The organism is Arthrobacter sp. ZGTC131 (assembly GCF_002929275.1).
In the GTDB taxonomy this organism is placed as follows: domain Bacteria; phylum Actinomycetota; class Actinomycetes; order Actinomycetales; family Micrococcaceae; genus Arthrobacter.
In genome coordinates this window covers 440,441-458,724 of sequence record NZ_PJIK01000001.1, presented here as the reverse complement: position 1 = coordinate 458,724, position 18,284 = coordinate 440,441, and the positions used below count along the sequence as shown (strand labels likewise).

At 67.2% G+C, this 18,284-nt stretch carries 21 protein-coding genes and 1 tRNA gene; 11 read left to right on the top strand and 11 right to left on the bottom strand.

Annotated elements, in window-relative coordinates; translation table 11 throughout:
* Nucleotides 1-118: 118 nt before the first annotated feature.
* From cpaB to CXQ90_RS02080, 3 genes are all read right to left on the bottom strand, one after another.
* The gene (cpaB, locus tag CXQ90_RS02090; protein WP_104136587.1) at nucleotides 119-865 is read right to left on the bottom strand and encodes a Flp pilus assembly protein CpaB; all 747 of its coding nucleotides are present in this window, start codon (nucleotides 863-865) and stop codon (nucleotides 119-121) included.
* 126 nt (nucleotides 866-991) lie between these two features.
* Nucleotides 992-1,255, bottom strand: coding sequence for an FmdB family zinc ribbon protein (locus CXQ90_RS02085; RefSeq protein ID WP_104136586.1), 264 nt, complete (start codon nucleotides 1,253-1,255; stop codon nucleotides 992-994).
* 147 nt (nucleotides 1,256-1,402) lie between these two features.
* Nucleotides 1,403-2,014, bottom strand: coding sequence for a 5-formyltetrahydrofolate cyclo-ligase (locus tag CXQ90_RS02080; protein ID WP_104136584.1), 612 nt, complete (start codon nucleotides 2,012-2,014; stop codon nucleotides 1,403-1,405).
* 90 nt (nucleotides 2,015-2,104) lie between these two features.
* Here CXQ90_RS02080 and galU point away from each other — a divergent pair, with 90 nt between their 5' ends.
* The 5 genes from galU to CXQ90_RS22005 all read left to right on the top strand — a co-directional run bounded on the left by galU (nucleotide 2,105) and on the right by CXQ90_RS22005 (nucleotide 5,607).
* A complete protein-coding gene (gene galU, locus CXQ90_RS02075) occupies nucleotides 2,105-3,010 on the top strand; it encodes a UTP--glucose-1-phosphate uridylyltransferase GalU (RefSeq protein ID WP_104136583.1) in 906 nt (301 codons plus the stop codon).
* A gap of 6 nt (nucleotides 3,011-3,016) precedes the next feature.
* Nucleotides 3,017-3,637, top strand: a complete 621-nt coding sequence (locus CXQ90_RS02070) for a GNAT family N-acetyltransferase (protein ID WP_104136581.1) — start codon at nucleotides 3,017-3,019, stop codon at nucleotides 3,635-3,637.
* Between the two features lie 112 nt (nucleotides 3,638-3,749).
* Complete coding sequence (locus CXQ90_RS02065; protein ID WP_181038392.1) at nucleotides 3,750-4,739, top strand: hypothetical protein; 990 nt, start codon at nucleotides 3,750-3,752, stop codon at nucleotides 4,737-4,739.
* A 114-nt stretch (nucleotides 4,740-4,853) separates the two neighbouring features.
* A tRNA-Ala gene (locus CXQ90_RS02060) sits at nucleotides 4,854-4,926 on the top strand.
* Nucleotides 4,927-5,307: 381 nt separating this feature from the next.
* Complete coding sequence (locus CXQ90_RS22005) at nucleotides 5,308-5,607, top strand: hypothetical protein (RefSeq protein ID WP_146068836.1); 300 nt, start codon at nucleotides 5,308-5,310, stop codon at nucleotides 5,605-5,607.
* Nucleotides 5,608-5,680: 73 nt separating this feature from the next.
* On the opposite strand, the gene zapE is transcribed toward CXQ90_RS22005, so the two are convergent.
* The 4 genes from zapE to CXQ90_RS02035 all read right to left on the bottom strand — a co-directional run bounded on the left by zapE (nucleotide 5,681) and on the right by CXQ90_RS02035 (nucleotide 8,265).
* Nucleotides 5,681-6,190, bottom strand: coding sequence for an AFG1/ZapE family ATPase (gene zapE, locus CXQ90_RS02050; protein WP_104136580.1), 510 nt, complete (start codon nucleotides 6,188-6,190; stop codon nucleotides 5,681-5,683).
* 4 nt (nucleotides 6,191-6,194) lie between these two features.
* The gene (corA, locus tag CXQ90_RS02045; protein WP_104136578.1) at nucleotides 6,195-7,190 is read right to left on the bottom strand and encodes a magnesium/cobalt transporter CorA; all 996 of its coding nucleotides are present in this window, start codon (nucleotides 7,188-7,190) and stop codon (nucleotides 6,195-6,197) included.
* 61 nt (nucleotides 7,191-7,251) lie between these two features.
* Nucleotides 7,252-7,677, bottom strand: a complete 426-nt coding sequence (locus CXQ90_RS02040; protein WP_104136577.1) for a DUF1761 domain-containing protein — start codon at nucleotides 7,675-7,677, stop codon at nucleotides 7,252-7,254.
* A 39-nt stretch (nucleotides 7,678-7,716) separates the two neighbouring features.
* Nucleotides 7,717-8,265 carry an Lrp/AsnC family transcriptional regulator gene (locus tag CXQ90_RS02035; protein WP_104136575.1) on the bottom strand — a complete coding sequence of 183 codons (549 nt, stop codon included), beginning with the start codon at nucleotides 8,263-8,265 and terminating at the stop codon, nucleotides 7,717-7,719.
* A gap of 152 nt (nucleotides 8,266-8,417) precedes the next feature.
* Between CXQ90_RS02035 and CXQ90_RS02030 the strand changes: the two genes are divergently transcribed.
* The 3 genes from CXQ90_RS02030 (at nucleotide 8,418) to CXQ90_RS02020 (ending at nucleotide 10,752) form a co-directional block, all read left to right on the top strand.
* Nucleotides 8,418-9,656 (top strand): MFS transporter, encoded by a 1,239-nt coding sequence (locus CXQ90_RS02030; RefSeq protein WP_104136574.1) that lies wholly within the window; start codon nucleotides 8,418-8,420, stop codon nucleotides 9,654-9,656.
* A gap of 149 nt (nucleotides 9,657-9,805) precedes the next feature.
* Nucleotides 9,806-10,516, top strand: a complete 711-nt coding sequence (locus tag CXQ90_RS02025) for a helix-turn-helix domain-containing protein (protein ID WP_104136572.1) — start codon at nucleotides 9,806-9,808, stop codon at nucleotides 10,514-10,516.
* A complete protein-coding gene (locus tag CXQ90_RS02020) occupies nucleotides 10,513-10,752 on the top strand; it encodes a 2-nitropropane dioxygenase (RefSeq protein ID WP_104136571.1) in 240 nt (79 codons plus the stop codon). Before CXQ90_RS02025 ends, CXQ90_RS02020 begins: the two co-directional genes overlap by 4 nt.
* 23 nt (nucleotides 10,753-10,775) lie before the next feature.
* Here the strand turns inward: CXQ90_RS02020 and CXQ90_RS02015 are convergent, their stop codons facing one another.
* The gene (locus CXQ90_RS02015) at nucleotides 10,776-11,288 is read right to left on the bottom strand and encodes an Lrp/AsnC family transcriptional regulator (RefSeq protein WP_104136570.1); all 513 of its coding nucleotides are present in this window, start codon (nucleotides 11,286-11,288) and stop codon (nucleotides 10,776-10,778) included.
* 133 nt (nucleotides 11,289-11,421) lie between these two features.
* On the opposite strand from CXQ90_RS02015, the gene CXQ90_RS02010 reads away from it, so the two are divergent.
* Nucleotides 11,422-12,585: a PLP-dependent aspartate aminotransferase family protein gene (locus CXQ90_RS02010; protein WP_104136568.1), complete on the top strand. Its 1,164-nt coding sequence runs from the start codon at nucleotides 11,422-11,424 to the stop codon at nucleotides 12,583-12,585.
* On the opposite strand, the gene CXQ90_RS02005 is transcribed toward CXQ90_RS02010, so the two are convergent.
* Nucleotides 12,582-13,889, bottom strand: coding sequence for an MFS transporter (locus tag CXQ90_RS02005; RefSeq protein WP_104136882.1), 1,308 nt, complete (start codon nucleotides 13,887-13,889; stop codon nucleotides 12,582-12,584). The genes CXQ90_RS02010 and CXQ90_RS02005 overlap by 4 nt on opposite strands.
* A gap of 175 nt (nucleotides 13,890-14,064) precedes the next feature.
* Between CXQ90_RS02005 and CXQ90_RS02000 the strand changes: the two genes are divergently transcribed.
* Nucleotides 14,065-15,048, top strand: coding sequence for a LysR substrate-binding domain-containing protein (locus CXQ90_RS02000; protein WP_104136567.1), 984 nt, complete (start codon nucleotides 14,065-14,067; stop codon nucleotides 15,046-15,048).
* A gap of 15 nt (nucleotides 15,049-15,063) precedes the next feature.
* Here CXQ90_RS02000 and CXQ90_RS01995 read toward each other — a convergent pair whose 3' ends face one another.
* The gene (locus CXQ90_RS01995) at nucleotides 15,064-16,095 is read right to left on the bottom strand and encodes a nitronate monooxygenase (RefSeq protein ID WP_104136565.1); all 1,032 of its coding nucleotides are present in this window, start codon (nucleotides 16,093-16,095) and stop codon (nucleotides 15,064-15,066) included.
* Between the two features lie 36 nt (nucleotides 16,096-16,131).
* Here CXQ90_RS01995 and CXQ90_RS01990 point away from each other — a divergent pair, with 36 nt between their 5' ends.
* Nucleotides 16,132-17,112, top strand: coding sequence for an N-acetylglucosamine kinase (locus CXQ90_RS01990; protein WP_104136564.1), 981 nt, complete (start codon nucleotides 16,132-16,134; stop codon nucleotides 17,110-17,112).
* Nucleotides 17,113-17,147: 35 nt separating this feature from the next.
* On the opposite strand, the gene CXQ90_RS01985 is transcribed toward CXQ90_RS01990, so the two are convergent.
* Nucleotides 17,148-18,230: a pirin family protein gene (locus tag CXQ90_RS01985; RefSeq protein ID WP_104136562.1), complete on the bottom strand. Its 1,083-nt coding sequence runs from the start codon at nucleotides 18,228-18,230 to the stop codon at nucleotides 17,148-17,150.
* Nucleotides 18,231-18,284 lie beyond the last annotated feature (54 nt).

Genomic DNA, 18,284 nt, shown 5'->3' with positions numbered 1-18,284 from the left:
AAACGGCGGGCGCGGTGCCAAACAAAGCGTCGGAGGACGATCCCCGGGCGTGGGGCGACTCCGGGGCCGACCATGATCATGATGCGTGGCTGAAGGAACAGAAGCCCCCTCACTGGGGCTAGCCCCCCGGCGACCCCACGAGTACGAAAAACAGCTTTCCCTGGGTCGAGGCACCCGCCAGCGCACTGGCCTGGCCGGGCGTGGCCGCCACGACTATCAGGCCATCCGAGTCGCCGGTACCGAGCCACTGCCCGCTCTGGCCCTCCTGACCTGACGTCCACAACACCGGCACCGAACTGGCCAGCACTTTTGATGCAGACGCCTGCTCGTAGCCGTTGCCGTTTGTCAGCACGACGTTGACGAGTTGACCGGGGGAGACCAGCTGGATGGATGCCGGGTCTGCCATTCGCAACGGCACCGCGGCCGAACCAGGCGGAGCTCCTGTGAGCAGTCCGGGGCCCACGAGTTGGGCGTCCGAGAGCAGCTGCCCCTTCCGGAGTGGGGCGGCCAGCTGCTTTCCCTCCAAGCCTGAGGTTTCCGTGAAGGATCCCGCGGCCAGCAGGGACGGCGGAATGCTGACGGCGGCCAGGTCGCTCCCGCCGAGCGCCGCCCCGGCCGGCAGGTCCCGCGCCGCGGCAATGGCCGTCACTGAATGGGCGGGGGCGGGAGTGAGCTGGTGGACGGCGATGCCCGCGGCCAAACAGAGCAGAAGCGCCACTACCAGGCGGCGGTTGCGGGTCAGCCAGCCAGTCATATGCAGGGCAGGGCGGTGCGGCTGGCCTGATTTTCCCGGCAGCCCCTTGCGGCGGCTGGCGCGACCGGCGGGCCGGGAGGTCCTTACAGGGAGTATTCCGATAGCGGGCATGCTGCCACGCTACGGATCGTGTCCCACCGGATGACAGGCGGTAGTTGCCCTATGTGGAAAGCGGCCCTGCAGGGGCCGTATGTGGACATCCACGCAGCGGATGTCCTTCAGGACATCCGGGCGGGGTCAGCTGGCTGCGGAGGCGGCCGGAGCGGCGGAAGCCGCAGCAGGGGCCGCAGCGGCGGGTGCCGGCGAGACCGTGCTGCCCTTGGCGTCGCGAGAATCAGTCCGGTAGAACCCGGAACCCTTGAAGACAACGCCGACGGTGTTGAACTTCTTGCGAAGGGTTCCCTCGCACTCGGGGCAGGACGTCAGAGTGCTGTCAGTGAATGACTGCACGATGTCGAAGGCATGGCTGCAATCCTTGCAGGCATAGGCATACGTGGGCACTGTGGATCCTCCTCTTGGACAAACGACAGGTCCCGTGCTGCCGAGGTTCATTTCCCGGAGGGTCCTGACGGACATTCTCTGCGGAAATGACCCCCATTAGCAGTCGCAGGGCCTGAGTGCCAATTCTATCACCCTGCCGGATCGCCTTCACGCCAGCGGAATCACGCCCGACGGCGTCAGGACCGCATCGACGGGCCGGTCGAAACTTTCAGCCGGGATGGTCGAAGCAGGCAGGAGTTCCGCGTCGTAGATGACGGCTGCCCTCGGGGCGTGCAGGCCGCTGGCGTCCACTGCCGCCAGGAACTTGTCGTAGTAACCGCCGCCCTGCCCAATCCGGTTTCCGCTCATGTCCACGGCCGTGGCGGGGAGGAACATCGCAGCCACCTCCTTGATGACCTCGACGCCGTGGCGCTCTCCGGCCGGCTCTTGGATGGGCGCGTAGCGGCTGCGGACAAATTCGGTGGACGGGCTCCAAAACACCCAGCTCAGGGCGCGGTCCGGCTCGCAGACCGGAAGCAGCACACTGTGCCCGGCCTCGTGGAGGGCCGTGATCAGGCGGAGCGTTGGAGGTTCGGACGAGACACCAAGATAGGCGGTGAACGTCGTTCGCCTGCCGTCCGCGATCATCTCGGCCCACGCCAGGCCGTGGGCGGCAATTCCGTCTGCGGCGTCCGACAGGACGCCGGCCGGCAGGCGCGCCCGCATCTTCCGGTGCCTCGAACGGATCTCATCCTTTTCCGGCGGGTTCTCTTGTGACATGGCGGGCCGTCCTTAGTCGTGGCGGGAGTCCGGCCGGGCCGCTGCCGGAAGCATTTACCGTATGAATGTTCCCTCCGATAGATTAGTCGAGTGACTTCCACTAATCCTTCAGTCCGCAAGGCCGTTATCCCCGCAGCGGGTCTCGGCACCAGGTTCCTGCCCGCCACGAAGGCGATGCCCAAGGAGATGTTGCCGGTAGTCGACAAGCCGGCGATCCAGTACGTCGTCGAAGAGGCCGTCAAAGTCGGCCTGAGCGACGTCCTGATGATCACGGGCCGCAACAAGCGTGCCCTTGAGGACCACTTCGACCGCGTTCCCGCCCTGGAAGCGACCCTGGAGGCCAAGGGAGACACCGCCAAACTGGAGTCAATCCAGGCTGCAAGCAACCTGGGGGACATCCACTATGTCCGCCAGGGCGATCCCAAGGGACTGGGCCACGCTGTCCTGCGCGCGCGCCAGCACGTGGGCCATGAGCCTTTCGCAGTGCTGCTGGGTGACGACCTCATCGATGCCCGCGATGAACTGCTGAGCACCATGATCGAGGTCCAGGCCAAGACCGGCGGCTCCGTCGTTGCTCTCATCGAGGTGGATCCGTCCCAGATCAGTGCGTATGGCTGCGCCGATGTTGCCGCGATCGACGGCGAGGGTTTCGTCCGGATCAACAAGCTCGTGGAAAAGCCGGACGTCGACGAGGCGCCCTCCAACCTGGCGATCATCGGGCGGTATGTGCTCCACCCCGCAGTGTTCGATGTGCTCGAAGGGACGGCCCCCGGACGCGGCGGCGAAATCCAGCTCACCGACGCGCTGCAGGAACTGGCTGCCAGCAATGGCGAGGGCTACGGCGTATACGGCGTAATTTTCCGCGGCCGGCGTTACGACACCGGAGACAAGCTCAGCTACCTCAAGGCGTGTGTCCAGCTCGCCATCGACAGTGACGACCTTGGCCCGGGCCTGCGTGAGTGGCTGCCGGAGTTCACCGCCGGACTGAACAAGTAACCTTCCATGAGGGTCAGCCACATCTGGCCGGTCACGCTGGAGTGCGGGGACATCGTCCTGCGTCCCATCCGGTACCGTGACCGCAAGGAATGGACCGAGGTCCGTACTCGTAACAGCGAGTGGCTGGCACCGTGGGAGGCATCCAACCCTGCGCCGGGGGGCGCGCTGCCCGATTACCGGCAGATGGTGAAGTCCCTGAACGCCCAGGCGGCCCAAGCGACGGCCCTGCCGTTCCTGATCACGGCGTGGACCCCCGGGTTCCGCGATCCGGTCATCGTGGGCCAGCTGACGGTGTCCTCCATCGTGTGGGGCTCGGCCATGATGGCGACGCTTGGCTATTGGGTTGACGAGGCCAGGGCAGGGCAGGGGATCGCACCCACTGCTGTCGCCATGGCAACCGACCACTGCTTCCGGACGCTCGGTCTGCACCGGATGGAAATCAACATCCGGCCGGAAAATGGTCCGAGTCTCCGCGTCGTTGAAAAACTCGGCTTCCGCGACGAGGGATACCGGCCCCGGTTCCTGCACATTAACGGGGAATGGGCGGACCACCGCACCTTCGCGCTGACCTCAGAGGAAGTTCCGGAGGGACTTCTCGCCCCGTGGCTCCGCAACAGGCCGGCCTGAGGGTCCCGCGCGGGTCACTTCCGTGGCATAAGTCCATTGATTTGAGAGCCCGCCCGCGACACACCGAGACGAATGCCACACCCGGTCGCCTATTCCTCATACGGTTTTGTATGTGGACTTCCCCCTTAGCAGCTCAGTCATCCTTGTGGTTGCTGTCGCGCTATGGATTGTATGGGTTGCCCCCTACGTGCTCCGCAACCGTCGGCATCAGTTCCAGACCGCCGGGGACCTGATAATGGAGACCGTTGACGCCGAAACTGCAAACCCGCAAGCCGGGAGGGTCGCACAGATGACCGCCCAGCAGGAGAAACGCATGGACACCAGGAAGAGCAGCGAACCCGCAGCAGGCTTCACGCCGGGCACGTCTGGCGGCCCCACGGCCGCCAACGACGGCGGGGCCTTCCGGATCCGATACGGCCGGACAACAATCGCCCTCGCCGGGTTGCTGTCCGTCGTCACCGCGGTCGTCAGCGGTGTCCTGCGGATCTTCGGGATCGGAAATCCCTGGCTCCCCGCCGTGGCGTTCCTGACCGGCGCCGCCGCCGTCGTGCTTCTGCGCCGGCTCGCCGTCCGGGACCGCCGGAAGAAGATGAACGCCGCCTTCAGCGCAGCCATGGGTTCGCGCACTGACAGCAGCCCCCGCACGGAGCGAACCCTGGCTCCCGAATCCTCCGGTGAAACCGCCGTCCAGCGCGAAAGTACACTTTTCGACGCCGAAGCCAGCGCCCCCCAGCCCAAGCCTCTTACGGCGATGGAACTCCGCGAGGCCGCCCTGGCGGTGGCCCTTGCCGCGGGGGACAACAGTGCCCAGGCGGCCAGCGGACCGGCAACGGCTGACCCGGCAACGGCAGGAAACACCAGCTGGGAGCCAGTCGAAGTTCCCAAGCCAACCTATGTTGAGGCCGCGAAGGCTGACCGCCCTGCGCCCGAACCGCTCGACCTGCCGGAGTCCCCCAAGGCCGTAGGCAAGCCGTCGCTCAAGCAGGGCCCTGCCGCCGCGCCAGCCGTCGCGTCACCGAATGCCGGGCCCGCACGGCCCCTCACCAAGGCCCAGAGTGCGCTCAGCAACCTGGACGACGTCCTGCAGCGTCGCCGCGCCTAGGTCCACGGGCCGGGTAATAGCTGCGAGACATTCGAAGGCCGGCTGGAAAAGCGGACGGAAAATTTGTAGCCTAGGGAAACCGGCGTTGCGGTTGCCTTTGGCAGTGGCGCCCCCGGGGTTATAGCTCAGTTGGTAGAGCGCTTCGTTCGCATCGAAGAGGTCAGGGGTTCGAATCCCCTTAGCTCCACAATGTGGTGAGTCGAGACATCCTTTACGGATGTGTCGGGGTCATCGGTTACACCCCGGTCTTCGGACCGGGGTGTTTTTCTTTGTATGGACTGGTAGTCCCTGGTGGGGTCGATGGTGAGTTCCCGGATGATCTCTCCGCAGGCGGCGTCGCGGACGGTGACGTCGGCGTCGTGGATGAACATCAGGACGTGTTCGCCGGCTTAGGCGCGCCGATGCCGATGAGGCGGGGGCGTCCTGCATGGCGGCGGGGCGTTCGTGGTTGCAGATCCGGCGGATGGTCGAGGTCGACTGCGGCCGCCACTCGTACTTGTTGTCGTCCTTGCTTGCCCCCGTGGCCATGGCCATAGAGTACCTCTGCTCCGACTGCTACAGTCTGGCCATGGTCAGGTGGTTTAAACGCAAGGCCCTCAGCACGGAAGACCTCAGTTACGCCCGCTCCTGGATGATCTTCTTTGCCATCCTCAACCTCGGCAACGCGGCCCTGACCATCTCCGAGTATGAGGCCGAAAGCCGCGTTCCGCTTAGCGCTTGGGGATCCGTGGCCATTTCTGTCTTCAGCATCCTGACCGCTGCCTACTACCAGAAGCGACTGGACCAGGTCCGAGCCATAACCGGGATCATGCGCGACCCGGATCGGGGCCGTCCCCGAAGCGTCAACAATTCTGAAGCCGCGGATTAGCAACCGCGCCCACTCCCGTAGCTCCACAAAAACAACTTTGCGGAGAGCCAACCATTCACCGCACCCGGGCCACTCAGCACCCAGCGGTTTGTTCGTCTTCCAGCTCTTCGTCGGACTCGATCCGGCGCAGCGCCGACAGCCGCTCCGCAATGCGGGCAAGCACTGAGCCCTCCTCAGCCGGCACCGGTGCGGTCGGCGCGGCATCCTCCCAATCGAGCGGACCGGCACCGACCAGAAACAGCAGCCTGTCCCGGTCGTGGAGTATATCCAGAACGCTCAGGAAGCGGCGCCAGGTGGCCGCTGAGCCTGCGGCGGACTGCACCTCCGGTGGCGGGACGCTATCGATCACCCACGACGGAAACTCGTCCGCAAGCGCAAGGTAGTCGGCGGCTTCCCGCGGCGTGGCGCACAACGCCGCGAAACTGACCCAGAGCACGTCCGGATCGGCGCTCCCGACCGTCAGCGGCCCCGAGGGGAGGACCAGCACCTGCTGCTGCGGGGGTGAGGGCCGGAAAAGCCCGTAGGCGCCCAGTTGCCTTTCGGTTCCCGGCGTAATGATCAGCCCCCGCTGGAATTCGGGCATGACCCTACAGCCAGCCTTTCCTCTTGAAAATCACGTACATCAGGGCAGCGGTTCCGGCCATGAGGACCATCGCCATGGGATAGCCGTAAGCCCAGTGCAGTTCCGGCATGTGATCGAAATTCATGCCGTAGATGCCCGCAACAAAGGAGGGTGCGAAGAAAATGGCCGCCCACGAGGAAATCTTCTTCACCTGTTCATTCTGTTGGGCGCTGGCCTCGTTCTGCCGGTTTGCGGTCAACGTACCGTCCAGTGTGAGCGCGTTCTGCAGGAGGTCACGGAACGAGTTGGCGCGTGAAATGACCCGCTGCACGTGGTCCTCCACGTCACGGAGGCTGAGCCGGAGGTCCGTGTCCACCTCATACTTCTCGAAACCCTGCTTGAGTTGGTTCATCATGGCCGGCAGCGGATGGATCGCCCGCTGGAACTGGATGACCTCGCGGGCCAGTTCGTAGATGCGGCGGGACACCGTGCTATCGCCGGAGAACAGCTGGTCTTCGATTTCGTCGATGTCGTTTTCCAGCCCGGCGATCACCGGAGCGTAGTCATCCACCACCTGGTCCAGGAGGGCGTAGAGCACCGTTTCGGGCCCATGGCGGAGGAGGTCGGGGCGGGACTCCAGCCTGCGCCGGACCTGCCCCACGCCGGTCATTTCCGCGTGCCGGACGGTGACCACGAAGTTCCTGCCCGTGAAGATGTGGAGTTCGCCGAACTCCACCGTCTCGGTGTCATCACGGTACCTGGCGGGCCTGAGGACAGTGAACAGGTTGTCACCGTAGCGCTCCAGCTTGGGCCGCTGGTGCGCGGAGATGGCATCCTCGACAGCAAGCTCGTGAAGGCCGAATTCGTCTGCGACCGCGGCCATCTCCGTTTCGGAGGGCCGGTACAGCCCGATCCACGCCATGCCCCCGTGCTCGGCAAGCGTCTCAAACGTCTGCTCAAGGTTCTCCGGCTCGGCGCTGCGGAGGCCGTTAACGTAAACGGCGTTATCGATGATAGTCACAGTCGGCGGATCTCCGTCGGGGGGCTCTGGACGCTAAGGGTCACCAGGACGTCAGGGGACATCAGGACATGGCGCCGATGATGGCACCGGCAGCGGTCATGGCAAGCACGTCGTGGCCGGAATCAATGAGCGTCACGGCTACCGGGCGGCCGGCGAAGCCGTTGTGGATGACGTGCCCGCCGGCGCGGAAGACAACCGCCAGAACCAGGGCAAACCACCCGCCGGCCACCGCGTTATCCAGCCCCAGCTTGCCGATCAGCACGGCGAGCAGGACGGCGGTCAGCGCCGCGGCCACCATCATGGGCACCCAGATGCCGGCTCCACCCTCGGAATTTTTGAGGTCCTCTTCGGTCTTGCCGATTGCTGCCATCCATCTGTTTCCCAGCACTGCGGGCAGATACCAAACAAAGCCGATTGCCATGCTGGCGATGAAGGCAAGCAGCACGGCGAGCCAGTTGATCTGGGTTATGTAAGAGAGCCAATCCATCTTCGAATCCTATTCCCCAAGCGGAGTACCGGCCGCCGGTCAGCCGCCCGGCCGTGTCGGGAGGGCTGGGGCTCCCTGCGCTGAGGCTCCCTGCGCTGAGGCTCCTTGAACCAGGCGGCTGATCAGCGGCTCCGTCCGGTACTGGATGTGCGTGTGAAGCGCCAGCACAGTCTCGGTCCGGATGACACCCTTGATTCGCAGGACCGAGCGCAACGCGGCCTGCAGGTTGTGGGTATCCGTTGCCACCACGCGGCACCAAACGTCGCCGCGGCCGGAAATCTCGTGCACCTCGAGGACCTGGGGAATCAGCCGCAGCGCACCCACCACGCCGTCGAGTTCCCGGTGCGTCACCTCGATCGTCACGAAGGCGACGACGTCGTAGCCGACCGCTTCGAGGTCGATCTCGCGGCCGCCGTCGTGCAGTATGCCTGAGCGCAGCATGCGCCGGACGCGCGACTGGGCAGTGTTCCGTGCGATGCCGAGCTTGTCGCTCAGTTCGCCGATCTGGATCCGCGGATCGCGGACCAGTTCGAGCAGGATCTTGAGGTCTGTGGAGTCCAGGGTGTTCAAATCATCACTCCGGTTCATGTTTTGGTTCCAAGATTGACTGTTTTGATCAATTTTCCCACGGAAGAAGGTGCTTGTACGCATTCCTGCCTCATTCTGTAGATATCAATTTCCCTTCGCGGAGCAGCTCCCACAAGGGGCGGGCGACGCGGAACACAGGCAAGGGCACGGGCATGACCGTCTTTAGCGAACTCCGGATGCGTCCGGCCGCCGCTGGCCGCTGGGGTTGGGATGCATCCAACACCTCGCGCCTGGCGATGGCCGGCGTCGTCATCTTCACGCTCCTGGTGGGGGCAAACCTGGCGACGCCCCTTTATCCGCTGCTGCAGGCCAGGCTGGGCATTGGCTCCCTCGGCATCACCGTGGCATTTTCCGCCTATGTCCTGGCCCTCGTCTCCACCCTCATGCTGGCCGGCCACTGGTCCGACCACATCGGGCGCCGGGCGGCGCTGCTGCTCGCCGTGCTGACGGGGCTCGCGGGAGGCTTCGTCTTTGCGCATGCCGACAGCCTGCCCGCGTTGTGTGCAGGCCGTGCGCTCCAGGGCATCGCCGTGGCTCTTGCCACGGGTGCCAGCTCCGCCGCCCTGCGGGAGCTCCTGCCGGAGCGGCCGGAGTGGGCCTCACGGTTCACCCTGCTGGCCTCCGCGGGGGGAGTGGCGGCCGGCCCGGCGATCGGCGGCGTGCTGTCCCTGCTGCCGGGGGCCACGTCCACGCCGTACTTCATCCATTCCCTGGTCCTCCTTGCGCTGCTGGTCCCGCTCTACCTGCTCCGCGCCCGTCCCGCCATCAAACCAGCAGTCGCGCCGCGCCCGTTGAAGGCCCTGGCGCCGCGCCGCCCGTCGGTGTCGCGCGAGGCGCGCGGCGCATTCTGGCTCGCTGCCGCCGTCGGCTTCCTCAGCTTCGCCGTCTTCGGTTTCTGCCTGTCCCTCGCGCCGGCGTACTTCGCCCGGATCGTGAGCGTCGATTCCCGTCCCCTCATCGGCTTGCTGTCCGGGCTGACGCTCGGCGCCTCAGCCCTGAGCCAGCTGATCGGCATACGCAGCAGATTTGCCGTTCCGGCCGGCCTGGCCGTGCTGGGAAGCTCAGTGATGCTCATCGCCGCCGCCGCGGCCTGGAGCAATCCGTGGCTGCTGATCGGTGCCAGCCTTGCTGCGGGCGTCGGCCAAGGCATCGCCTTCCGTACCGTCTTCAATGACGTGGCCGGGAAGGTGGAGACGTCCCGCCATGCCCAGATCATCAGCACGGTATACGTCATTACGTACCTGGGAAGTGCCGTTCCGGTTATCGGGCTGGGACTCGCGACGGCGGCCTACGGGCTTGAGGGGGCCGTAGCAGGTTTCGTCGTGGTCTGCGGAGTCGCCGCAGGGGTGCTGGCGGCGGTGACGCTGCGCCAGAGCCTCCGCACCGCTTAAGGACCGGCCGCCGGAGGGTGCCGTGCGCGGCTGAACGAGGCAAAGCGCAATCCGTCGCCAGTGCTGCTCCCGGTGCAAAAGTTCATTTGCAAAGAATGCGTTGCAAAGAAACCATTGCAAAGCTTTCTTTGCAAGCGTAGCCTTACCGCATGGAAACCACTCCTCAGCCCGGCACGGACGACTCGAACGACGTCGAGGAGTTCCCGTTTCCGGTCCGCAGGATGGACACCGCCTCGCTGAAGGCCCTCGCCCACCCGCTCCGCGTCCAGATCCTGGAGATGCTGTCTCGCTACGGTGCGCAGACCGCCTGCGGCCTCGGGGAGCTGCTGGGGGAGTCCAGCGGTTCCACGAGCTACCACCTGCGCCAGTTGGCCAAGCACGACTTTGTTCGTGAGGTCGAGGGTAAAGGAACCGCAAGGGAACGGTGGTGGGAGAGGCCCCGGGGCGCCCTGCAGGTCTCGTCCCCGGAACTGGCCAGCTCGCCGGCCACCGAGGAGGCCTCACGGCTCGTGAGCCGGGAATTCGAGCACAGCCGCCAGGCCGTACTGGCCGACTTCATGGCCCACGGCCTGGATGCCCTGGACGGCCCCTGGCTTCACGCCGCGACCATCGACACTTCCAATGCGCGAATGAACGCCGAACAGCTGGGCCGGTATACCCGCGCGATGGAGGCCTACGGGCACCGGCTGATGGAGGAAATCCGCGACGAGGGCGAACAGGAAGACGCCCGGCCGGTCCAGATTCATTTCAATGCGTTCCCGATCCTTGGCGTTCCGGCCACGGCAGCGAGCCGCGGCGCGCGCAAAGCAACGAAAAAGAACTCCACCAAGAGAACAAGTCCCGAAAGGAAAGAGCCATGAGCGCTCTGTCGATCAGCCGGTCCGTCCAGGGCTCCGCCTACCGGCGCGCGTCCTTCATCGAGGCCGCGGCCGTTCGCTTGGGGTCCGGGCTGGTTGCCTGGGCGGAAAGCCGCCGCGCCCGGCCCGAGGAGGCCATGAGGCAATTGGAGGCCGCCGCCCTGCGCCGCGACGAACTCAACGTGCTCCGTGCCGACATGCTGGGCGCCGCCCACTCCGGCTTGCCGCCACGGCGCTGAGTCGCCGGCCGGCAAAGCTTCGGCTAGTCCTGTTCCGGCAGCGGGCCGTGGTTTCCCTGGATGTGGTCGAACACGAGTGTGGTTTCGGTGTGGCCCACCACCGGGTCGGTGGCCAGATTGTCCAGGACCCAGTCCCGCAGGTCCTCCGTGGTGGCGACGGCGATGTGCAGCAGGTAGTCCACCGAACCCGAGGTGTGAAACGTGGACAGCACGGCGGGCAGCTTGGGCACGCGGGCGGTGAAGCGGTCGATCTGCTCGCGGTCATGGGCGCGGAGCCGGACTGCGATCAGGGCCTGGACCGAGCGGCCGATTGCCGAGAGGCTCAGCTTGGCCTCAAAGCCCTGGATGATGCCCCGCTCGGAGAGTGCACGGGTGCGCATCAGGGCGGTGGAGGGGGCGATGCCCACCAGTTCGGCCAGCTGCTTGTTGGAGATCCGGGCGTCGTCGACCAGGGCGGCCAGCAGCCGTTCATCGATGGCGTCCAGCGGCTCAATGTTTCCCGCTCCAGACCGAATATTCTTCGCGATGCTGCTCACGGACCCTCCCTAAAGTGTTCTGTGTTCATCATAGTCGCGACTTTCCGGCCGATCCATTCATGGGCACTGTCTCTATCCGAATATTTGCCAGATACTTGCGGCATTCAATGGCGAATAATTCACAAGGAGTACCGTGCATTCTCTCGACTCGCTGGCAGTTCACGCCGGCCGTGACGGCCTCACGGACCAGGGCGTCCACGCCGTTCCGATCGACCTTTCCACCACTGCCCCGCTTCCGTCGGTCTCCGACGGAGGCCTTGCCTACGAGCATCTGGCAACCGGCGGCCCGCACGCGGAGGGCCAAAGCACCGTTTACCAGCGGCTGTGGAATCCCACCGTGGCACGTTTCGAATCCGGGGTGGCGCTTCTGGAGGGAGCCCCCGAGGCTGTGGCCTTCGCCACCGGCATGGCTGCCCTGAGCGCCGTACTGCTGGCAACCGTAGCGGGCGGAAAGAAACACGTGGTGGCGGTTCGGCCCTTGTATGGCGGCAGCGACCATATCCTGGCGTCCGGTGTCCTGGGAACCGAGGTGACGTTCACCGACGCCGAAGGTGTCCGCGCTGCGCTCCGGCCCGATACCGGATTGGTTGTGGTGGAGACCCCGGCCAACCCGAGCCTGGACCTCGTGGACATCGCGGCGCTCGCGGTCGCCGCGGACGGCGTGCCGCTGCTGGTGGACAACACCTTTGCCACGCCGATACTGCAGCGGCCGCTCGAGCACGGTGCCGCCCTTGTGCTGCACAGTGCCACGAAGTTCATGGGCGGGCACGGCGACGCCATGGGAGGCGTCGTGGCGGCCTCGGCGGAATGGGCCAGCCGCCTTCGCCAGGTACGGGCGATCACCGGCGGCATCCTGACGCCGCTGCCCGCTTACCTGTTGCACCGCGGGCTGGCCACGCTTCCCGTCCGCGTGCGCGCGCAGCAGTCCGCCGCGCACAAGGTGGCCTCAGGGCTGGGCGGGCACGAGCTGGTACGGACCGTGTACTACCCGGGGCTGCCCGAGTGCGATCCGCAGGGCCTGGTGGGCACCCAGATGTCGGGCCCGGGTTCGCTGATCGCCCTGGAGCTGCACAGCGCTGAGCATGCCGTTCGCGTTCCCTCGGCCGTCAGGATGATCACCCACGCCGTCTCCCTGGGCGGCATCGACACCCTCATCCAGCATCCCGCGGGCCTTACCCACCGTCCGGTGGCCGACGGCGCCAAGCCGCATGCGAGCCTGCTCCGCGTCTCCGTGGGCCTCGAGGATGCCACGGACATCCTCGAGGACCTCATCCAGGCAATCGAGGCAACGCGCTAACCACCTGCCGGGCTGTGCTGCGTCGCTGCCTTCCGCTGTCCGGCCGGGTTCCGCCTCCGCACGGAGCGGCGCAGGGGCCGCTTGCCCGGTTTGCCCGCTGAGCCGGGATGCACGACGGCGGTGATCACCGCCGTCGTGCATCCCAAGGCAATCACGGTAACGGCGAGCGCCGTCCAGCCAAGCGACTGGAACACCAGTCCGCCGGCCCAGCCAATGATGCTGGAGCCCAGGTAGTAGGCCAGGTTGTACAGCGACGCGGCTTGTGCGCGGCCGGAAACGGCGATGGCTCCCGTCCACCCCGCGCCGATGCTGTGGGCCGCAAAGAAACCGCCTGTAAAGACCACAAGTCCGGCCAGGATCAGCACCAGAACCTGGGTGAGCGTCAGGGCGAAGCCCGCCGACATCAGCAGGATTCCGGCGAGCAGCACGTTGCGCCGGCCGAAGCGCTGCGTCAGGCCTCCGGCCCAGCGGGAGGTCACCGTCCCGGAAAGGTAGGCCAGGAAGATCAGGCTGATAACTGTCGCGGGAAGGCCGAATGGCTCCCCGGAGAGCCGGAACCCCAGGTAGTTGTAAACCGCCACGAAACCGCCCATCAGCAGGAACGCCTGAACGTAGAGGGCCAGCAGCCCCGGATTCCGGAGATGCCCGCCCAGCGTCCGGGCTGCACCGCGGAAGCCGCTGGCCTTGGCCGGGCTGAAGCCCCGCGCTTTGGGCACAAGCACCAGGAACAGCACAGCGGCGACGGTGGCGAGAACGGATACCGCGAAGGCGGCGGCACGCCATCCCCACAATTCTCCGACCGGACCGGCCACGAGCCTCCCGGCCAGGCCGCCCAACGTGGTGCCGGCAACATAGCTGCCCGCGGCCATCGCCGCATGCGCCCTGTTGATCTCCTCGTTCAGGTAGGCGATGGCGATCGCCGGGATGCCGCCGAGCGCCATGCCCTCGAGCATCCGGAGACCCAGCAGCATGGGAAAGGACGTGGCCAGCGGAACCATCAGACCCAGCACTGTCGCAGCCGAGATTCCCCAGGCCATGGCCCGGACACGCCCGATCCGGTCCGCCAGGAAGGACCACGGGATAACGGTCACGGCCAGCCCCACGGTGGCCAGCGAAATGGTCAGTGCCGCTTCCGCTGCCGTGATCCGCAGTTCCGCCGCCATGACCGGCAGCACCGCCTGCGTCGAGTAGAGCTGCGCGAAGGTGGCCACGCCTGCGAAGGCCAGCCCGCCGAGGATCTTGCCGTACGCCGACGAACCCTTCGGGTGCCCTTCCCAGCGGTCCTGGTCCGGACGGCTGGGCATGGGCGCACCGGACGCCGGCTTGCTGGGCAGAGCCAGGGCAGGCAGTTTCCGGCCGGACGTGGGCGTGGTGGGCGTTGGCATTTTTCCAGCGTAGATCTATGCTGACTGAGCATCCAATGCATGATTCGGACCGGATTCATGTCGAAAACGGATGACTTTCCGGAGGCCGGGTGCCATGGACCTAGAGCACAGGCAGCTCGTGCAGCTGTTGCCGATCCTTCCGCTGCTCGCCGAGCTCGGCCGGACGCAGCACATCACCGAAACCGCCGAACTTCTCGGGGTTCCGCAGTCCACCGTGAGCCGGGCACTGGCCCGGGCCAGCGCCGTCGTGGGTACGGAGCTGCTCATCCGGGAAGGCAGGGGTGTCCGCCTGACGCCGGCGGCCAAGGCCCTGCTGCCGTACGTCGAATCTGCGCTGGCCGACTTCCGCACCGGGCTTGACCTGGTGCGGCATGAATCCGAAGTGGTCCGGGGCCGCATAGCCGTGACCTTCCAGCACACGTTCGGCGAGGCCACGCTGCCGCTGCTGATCAGCGCCTTCATGAGCCGCTACCCGCACACGGAGTTCGACCTCAGCCAGGGCTCCCGGGACAGCTGCCTTGCCGAGCTGGCCTCCGGCCAGGCCGACTTTGCCCTGACCGCCCCGGTGGCGGCGGCGAGCCGGACCATCGGCTCGGCCGCCCTGTACCGGGAACCGCTGCGGCTCGTCGTGCACCACCGCCACCGGCTGGCCGGCCGGCACAGCGCGGGCCTGGCGGACATCCGGCAAGACCCCTTTGTTGCCCTCGGGCCGGGATACGGCCTGCGGTCCCTCACGGATGCCATGTTCCGGGAAGCAGGATTCCGGCCCCGGATCGCCTTCGAAAGCCAGGATGCCCACACGGTCCGCGGCCTGGTGTCCGCCGGGCTGGGGGTCAGTATCCTGCCGCCGGGCGGCGCCGGGCAGGGGAGCGACGCGATAGCCCGGGCCGGCGGTCTGGGCTGGCTGGAGATCCCGCTGGAATCCGAGCTCGCGTTCCGGGAGATCGGCATGGCCTGGCGCGAACGCCGAAATCCGCGCGACACCGAGCCTGACCCGGTGCGGCTCTTCCGGGAGCTGGTGCTGGCGGATGGCCCCGCGCTGCTGGCCGGCCTGGTCCGGGCACGTTCGGAACCCTAGGCTCGGTGACGGGGCCTAGCCTCCCAGAAGACCGCCGATGGCATCGGCCACGGGCCCGGTCCGGGCCGTTCGCCACCCGGTGCCGGCCCACAGATTCAGGCGTTCAGCATCCCCGGCGGCGGCCGCGGCCGCGCGGATGGGGGCCGTCAGATGGTGGATGGCCGGGTATCCCTCCGGGGCGTCCTCATGGTCGCTGACGAAGTCGTTGACCAGGGCGCGCGCGTAGCGTCCCGTAAAAGCGCGGGTCAGCCTCGTTTCCGTGAACTGCGGGGCGCCCAAGGCGTCCTTGTGCAACTGCCGCGCGCCGCTCTCGTCGGTGCGCACGAGGGCAGTCCCCACCTGCGCCGCACTCGCGCCGGCGTCGAGCACCGACGTCACGGCGGCGGCGTCGGAAACGGCACCGGCTGCTATCAGCGGAAGGCCGACGGCGGCACGCACCTCCCTGACCAGCTCCGCCGTCGTGGACGGTGTACCGGCTGGCCGGCGGTCCGCCAGGAACGCGCCGCTGTGCGCGCCGGCGCTGCTGTGCTGCACCACGAGGGCGTCGACGCCGCGGTCCGCGGCCAGCTCCGCTTCGGCCTTGCTGGTAACAGTGGCAATCACCGCTGACCCCGCCCGCCGGAGCGCGGCCACCACCCCTGATGCCGGCAGGCCGAACGCGAAACTCACCAGCTCAACCGGATGCAGCAGGAGTTCGTCGATCTTGCCCTGCCAGTGATCGTCATCGTCAAGCCTCAGCGGCGGGAGGCTGACGCCGTAGCGGTCGGCATCCACGCGCAGAGTGAGCCGATACTGCTCCAGCCGGTTCACATCCTGGGGCGCGGGGTGCAGTTGCGCGGGATCCGGCACGAAGACGTTCACGCCGAACCTGATGCCCGCTTCGCGTGCGGCCCGTATCTCCTCGCTCATCGCGGGAACAGTTTTGTACCCGGCCGCGAGGAAGCCGAGGCCGCCGGCGCGGTGAACTGCTGCGACGAAGCGGGGAGTCGACGTCCCGCCGGCCATGGGCGCCGCGATTACCGGAGTGCCAAACAGGGGATGGGACATAGTCTGCTCCTTGAGACGACTCAGTAGGCTGTTCGGGTGACTAACTCTGACAACCTACCCGATGCTCCCTCTGTTCCTTCCGGCAGCACTGTTCCTTCCGACAGCACAGATCCTTCCGGCAGCACAGTTCAAGCCCACGACGTCGTGATCGGACTGGACATCGGCGGCACCAAAACGAGGGGAGTCCGCTTCGAACGCGGAGAACCCGTCGCCGACGAAAGCGTCGGGAGTTCGAACGTGCAGAATGTCAGCCGCGCAGAAGCGGCGGCGCACCTGGCGGAGCTCTTCGCCAAAATAGGCCAGGGCCCCGTGTCCTACGTCTACGCCGGGGCCGGCGGCATCGACACGGACGAGGACGCGGCCGCCCTGGCCGCCCTCATCGAACCGCACGTTCCCGGGGCCCGGATCACCGTGGTCCACGACTCGCGCCTGCTCCTTGCTGCCGGCGGGGCGAGCAGCGGTGTGGCCGTCATTGCGGGGACGGGCTCGGCGGCGTGGGGGCGGAACGGGCACGGTGAAGAAGCACGGGCCGGCGGCTGGGGCTACCTCCTCGGCGACGAAGGCAGCGGCTACTGGCTGGGCCGGGAGGCCGTCCGCCACAGCCTCCGCCGCATGAACCAGAGCCTGGAACCAGACCAGCTCACCCTGGCGTTGCTCGAGTCCTGCGGGGTGGACGATCCCAACAAGCTGATCGCCCTGTTCCATTCCCCCTCCACGGGCCGCCGCTACTGGGCGCAGCAGGCCAGGCTGGTGGTTGAGGCGGCGGACTCCGGCCACCGGATCAGCCAGCAGCTCGTTGACCAGGCAGGCCATGACCTTGCTGACATGGCGGCGCAGGTTCTGCGGCAGCTCAGGCTCGACGGTCCCGTCATCCTCGGCAGCGGGCTCGGCATGAACGTCGTCCGGCTCCAGGACGCATTCCGGACCCGGCTCGCAGCAGCGGGCGTCACGGACGTCCGCGTGCTCGACCGGGATCCCGTCTTCGGCGTCCTGCAGCTGGTGGGCGAACAGGGCTGAGGGGCCTGCCCCGGGGCTAACAGCGCAGTGAGGGGTCAGGACCGGGTCCGGGGCCTGAGCTGCACGCCGGGCAGGGGAGGTGCGGGGATCCTGCCGGCCTCGCGCCCGGCGTCGGACCCGTGCCCGCGGACCAGCCCGAACCGGGCCGCCGCGGCGGCATCAGCGGGCAGTGTTGCCTGGGCTTCCCAGTCGGCCCGTGCCTGCGCCACCTCCTCGTGCGTCCTGCCCACGAAGTTCCACCACATGAGCAGCTCCTCCTGGAGGGGCTCACCGCCAATCAGGAGGAACCGGGTGCCCGGCAGCCCGTCCACGCGGAGGGCCTCACGGCCCTCGCCCAGGTAGCCCAGCGGGCCGGGACCGATGTCCTGGCCGTCCACCGTCAGGCCGCCGTCGAGCACCAGGACGGCGTGCTCGAACTCCGGATTGAGCGGCAACGAGGCGGCGCTGTCGCACCGGACCTCCACGCCCACGATCGGCGTGTACATCGTGGCCGGCGAGGAGCCGCCGGCAAAACTGCCCACCATGACCGTTGCAACGAAACCGGGACCGTGGACAGTCGGCAGGTCGCGGTGCTGTTCGAAGGCCGGAGGCCGGTTTCGTTCGGCGTCCGGGAGAGCCACCCAGAGCTGAAGGCCGCGCTGTATCGGAAATTGCGCACCGCCGTCGTCAGCGTTGAAGTCTTGCGGCCCGCCGCCGCCCTCTGCGGCGCCGGCCACCGCGTCCTCCACCGGCAGGACGGCGAACTCCGAGTGCGCGACTCCGAAGCCGGCCGTCATGATGTTCAGTTCGCCCGGACGGACAATGACGTCGCTGCCCACGCTGTCCCGGTGCCGGACCTGCCCGGCCAGCGGCCATGTGACCGTCTGCAGCCCGGTGTGCGGATGCGGGAGCACGGACATCGGTGTCCGGTCCGGGCCAAAGCTGTCCAGGAAACACCAGGCACCCACCGTTGGCAGGCCCCGCTGCGGCAGGGTGCGTTGCACCTTGATGCCGCGGATGCCGCCCAGCGGAACCTCACGCGCCGGCCACAACTGCACGCAGGGGCCGGTTCCGGTGCCGGCATCCGGGCCCGCCGGCGGGCACACTTCCTCCTGGGGGAGGACCTCAAGATTCGTCACAGTCCCACTCTAGGGCTGCCGCCCTCGGCCGGCATAGGACCGGGGCTACGCTGG

Bases quoted from the DNA above. Each gene is read 5' to 3' on its own strand.
- CXQ90_RS02035 (WP_104136575.1), bottom strand. From the start codon at position 8,265: ATGAACCGGAGTGATGATTTGAACACCCTGGACTCCACAGACCTCAAG.
- CXQ90_RS01995 (WP_104136565.1), bottom strand. From the start codon at position 16,095: ATGTCCCATCCCCTGTTTGGCACTCCGGTAATCGCGGCGCCCATGGCC.
- CXQ90_RS02025 (WP_104136572.1), top strand. From the start codon at position 9,806: ATGGAAACCACTCCTCAGCCCGGCACGGACGACTCGAACGACGTCGAG.
- cpaB (WP_104136587.1), bottom strand. From the start codon at position 865: ATGCCCGCTATCGGAATACTCCCTGTAAGGACCTCCCGGCCCGCCGGT.
- CXQ90_RS02000 (WP_104136567.1), top strand. From the start codon at position 14,065: ATGGACCTAGAGCACAGGCAGCTCGTGCAGCTGTTGCCGATCCTTCCG.
- CXQ90_RS02020 (WP_104136571.1), top strand. From the start codon at position 10,513: ATGAGCGCTCTGTCGATCAGCCGGTCCGTCCAGGGCTCCGCCTACCGG.
- CXQ90_RS02030 (WP_104136574.1), top strand. From the start codon at position 8,418: ATGACCGTCTTTAGCGAACTCCGGATGCGTCCGGCCGCCGCTGGCCGC.
- zapE (WP_104136580.1), bottom strand. From the start codon at position 6,190: ATGCCCGAATTCCAGCGGGGGCTGATCATTACGCCGGGAACCGAAAGG.
- CXQ90_RS02040 (WP_104136577.1), bottom strand. From the start codon at position 7,677: ATGGATTGGCTCTCTTACATAACCCAGATCAACTGGCTCGCCGTGCTG.
- CXQ90_RS22005 (WP_146068836.1), top strand. From the start codon at position 5,308: ATGGTCAGGTGGTTTAAACGCAAGGCCCTCAGCACGGAAGACCTCAGT.
- CXQ90_RS02070 (WP_104136581.1), top strand. From the start codon at position 3,017: ATGAGGGTCAGCCACATCTGGCCGGTCACGCTGGAGTGCGGGGACATC.
- CXQ90_RS02080 (WP_104136584.1), bottom strand. From the start codon at position 2,014: ATGTCACAAGAGAACCCGCCGGAAAAGGATGAGATCCGTTCGAGGCAC.
- CXQ90_RS02005 (WP_104136882.1), bottom strand. From the start codon at position 13,889: ATGCCCAGCCGTCCGGACCAGGACCGCTGGGAAGGGCACCCGAAGGGT.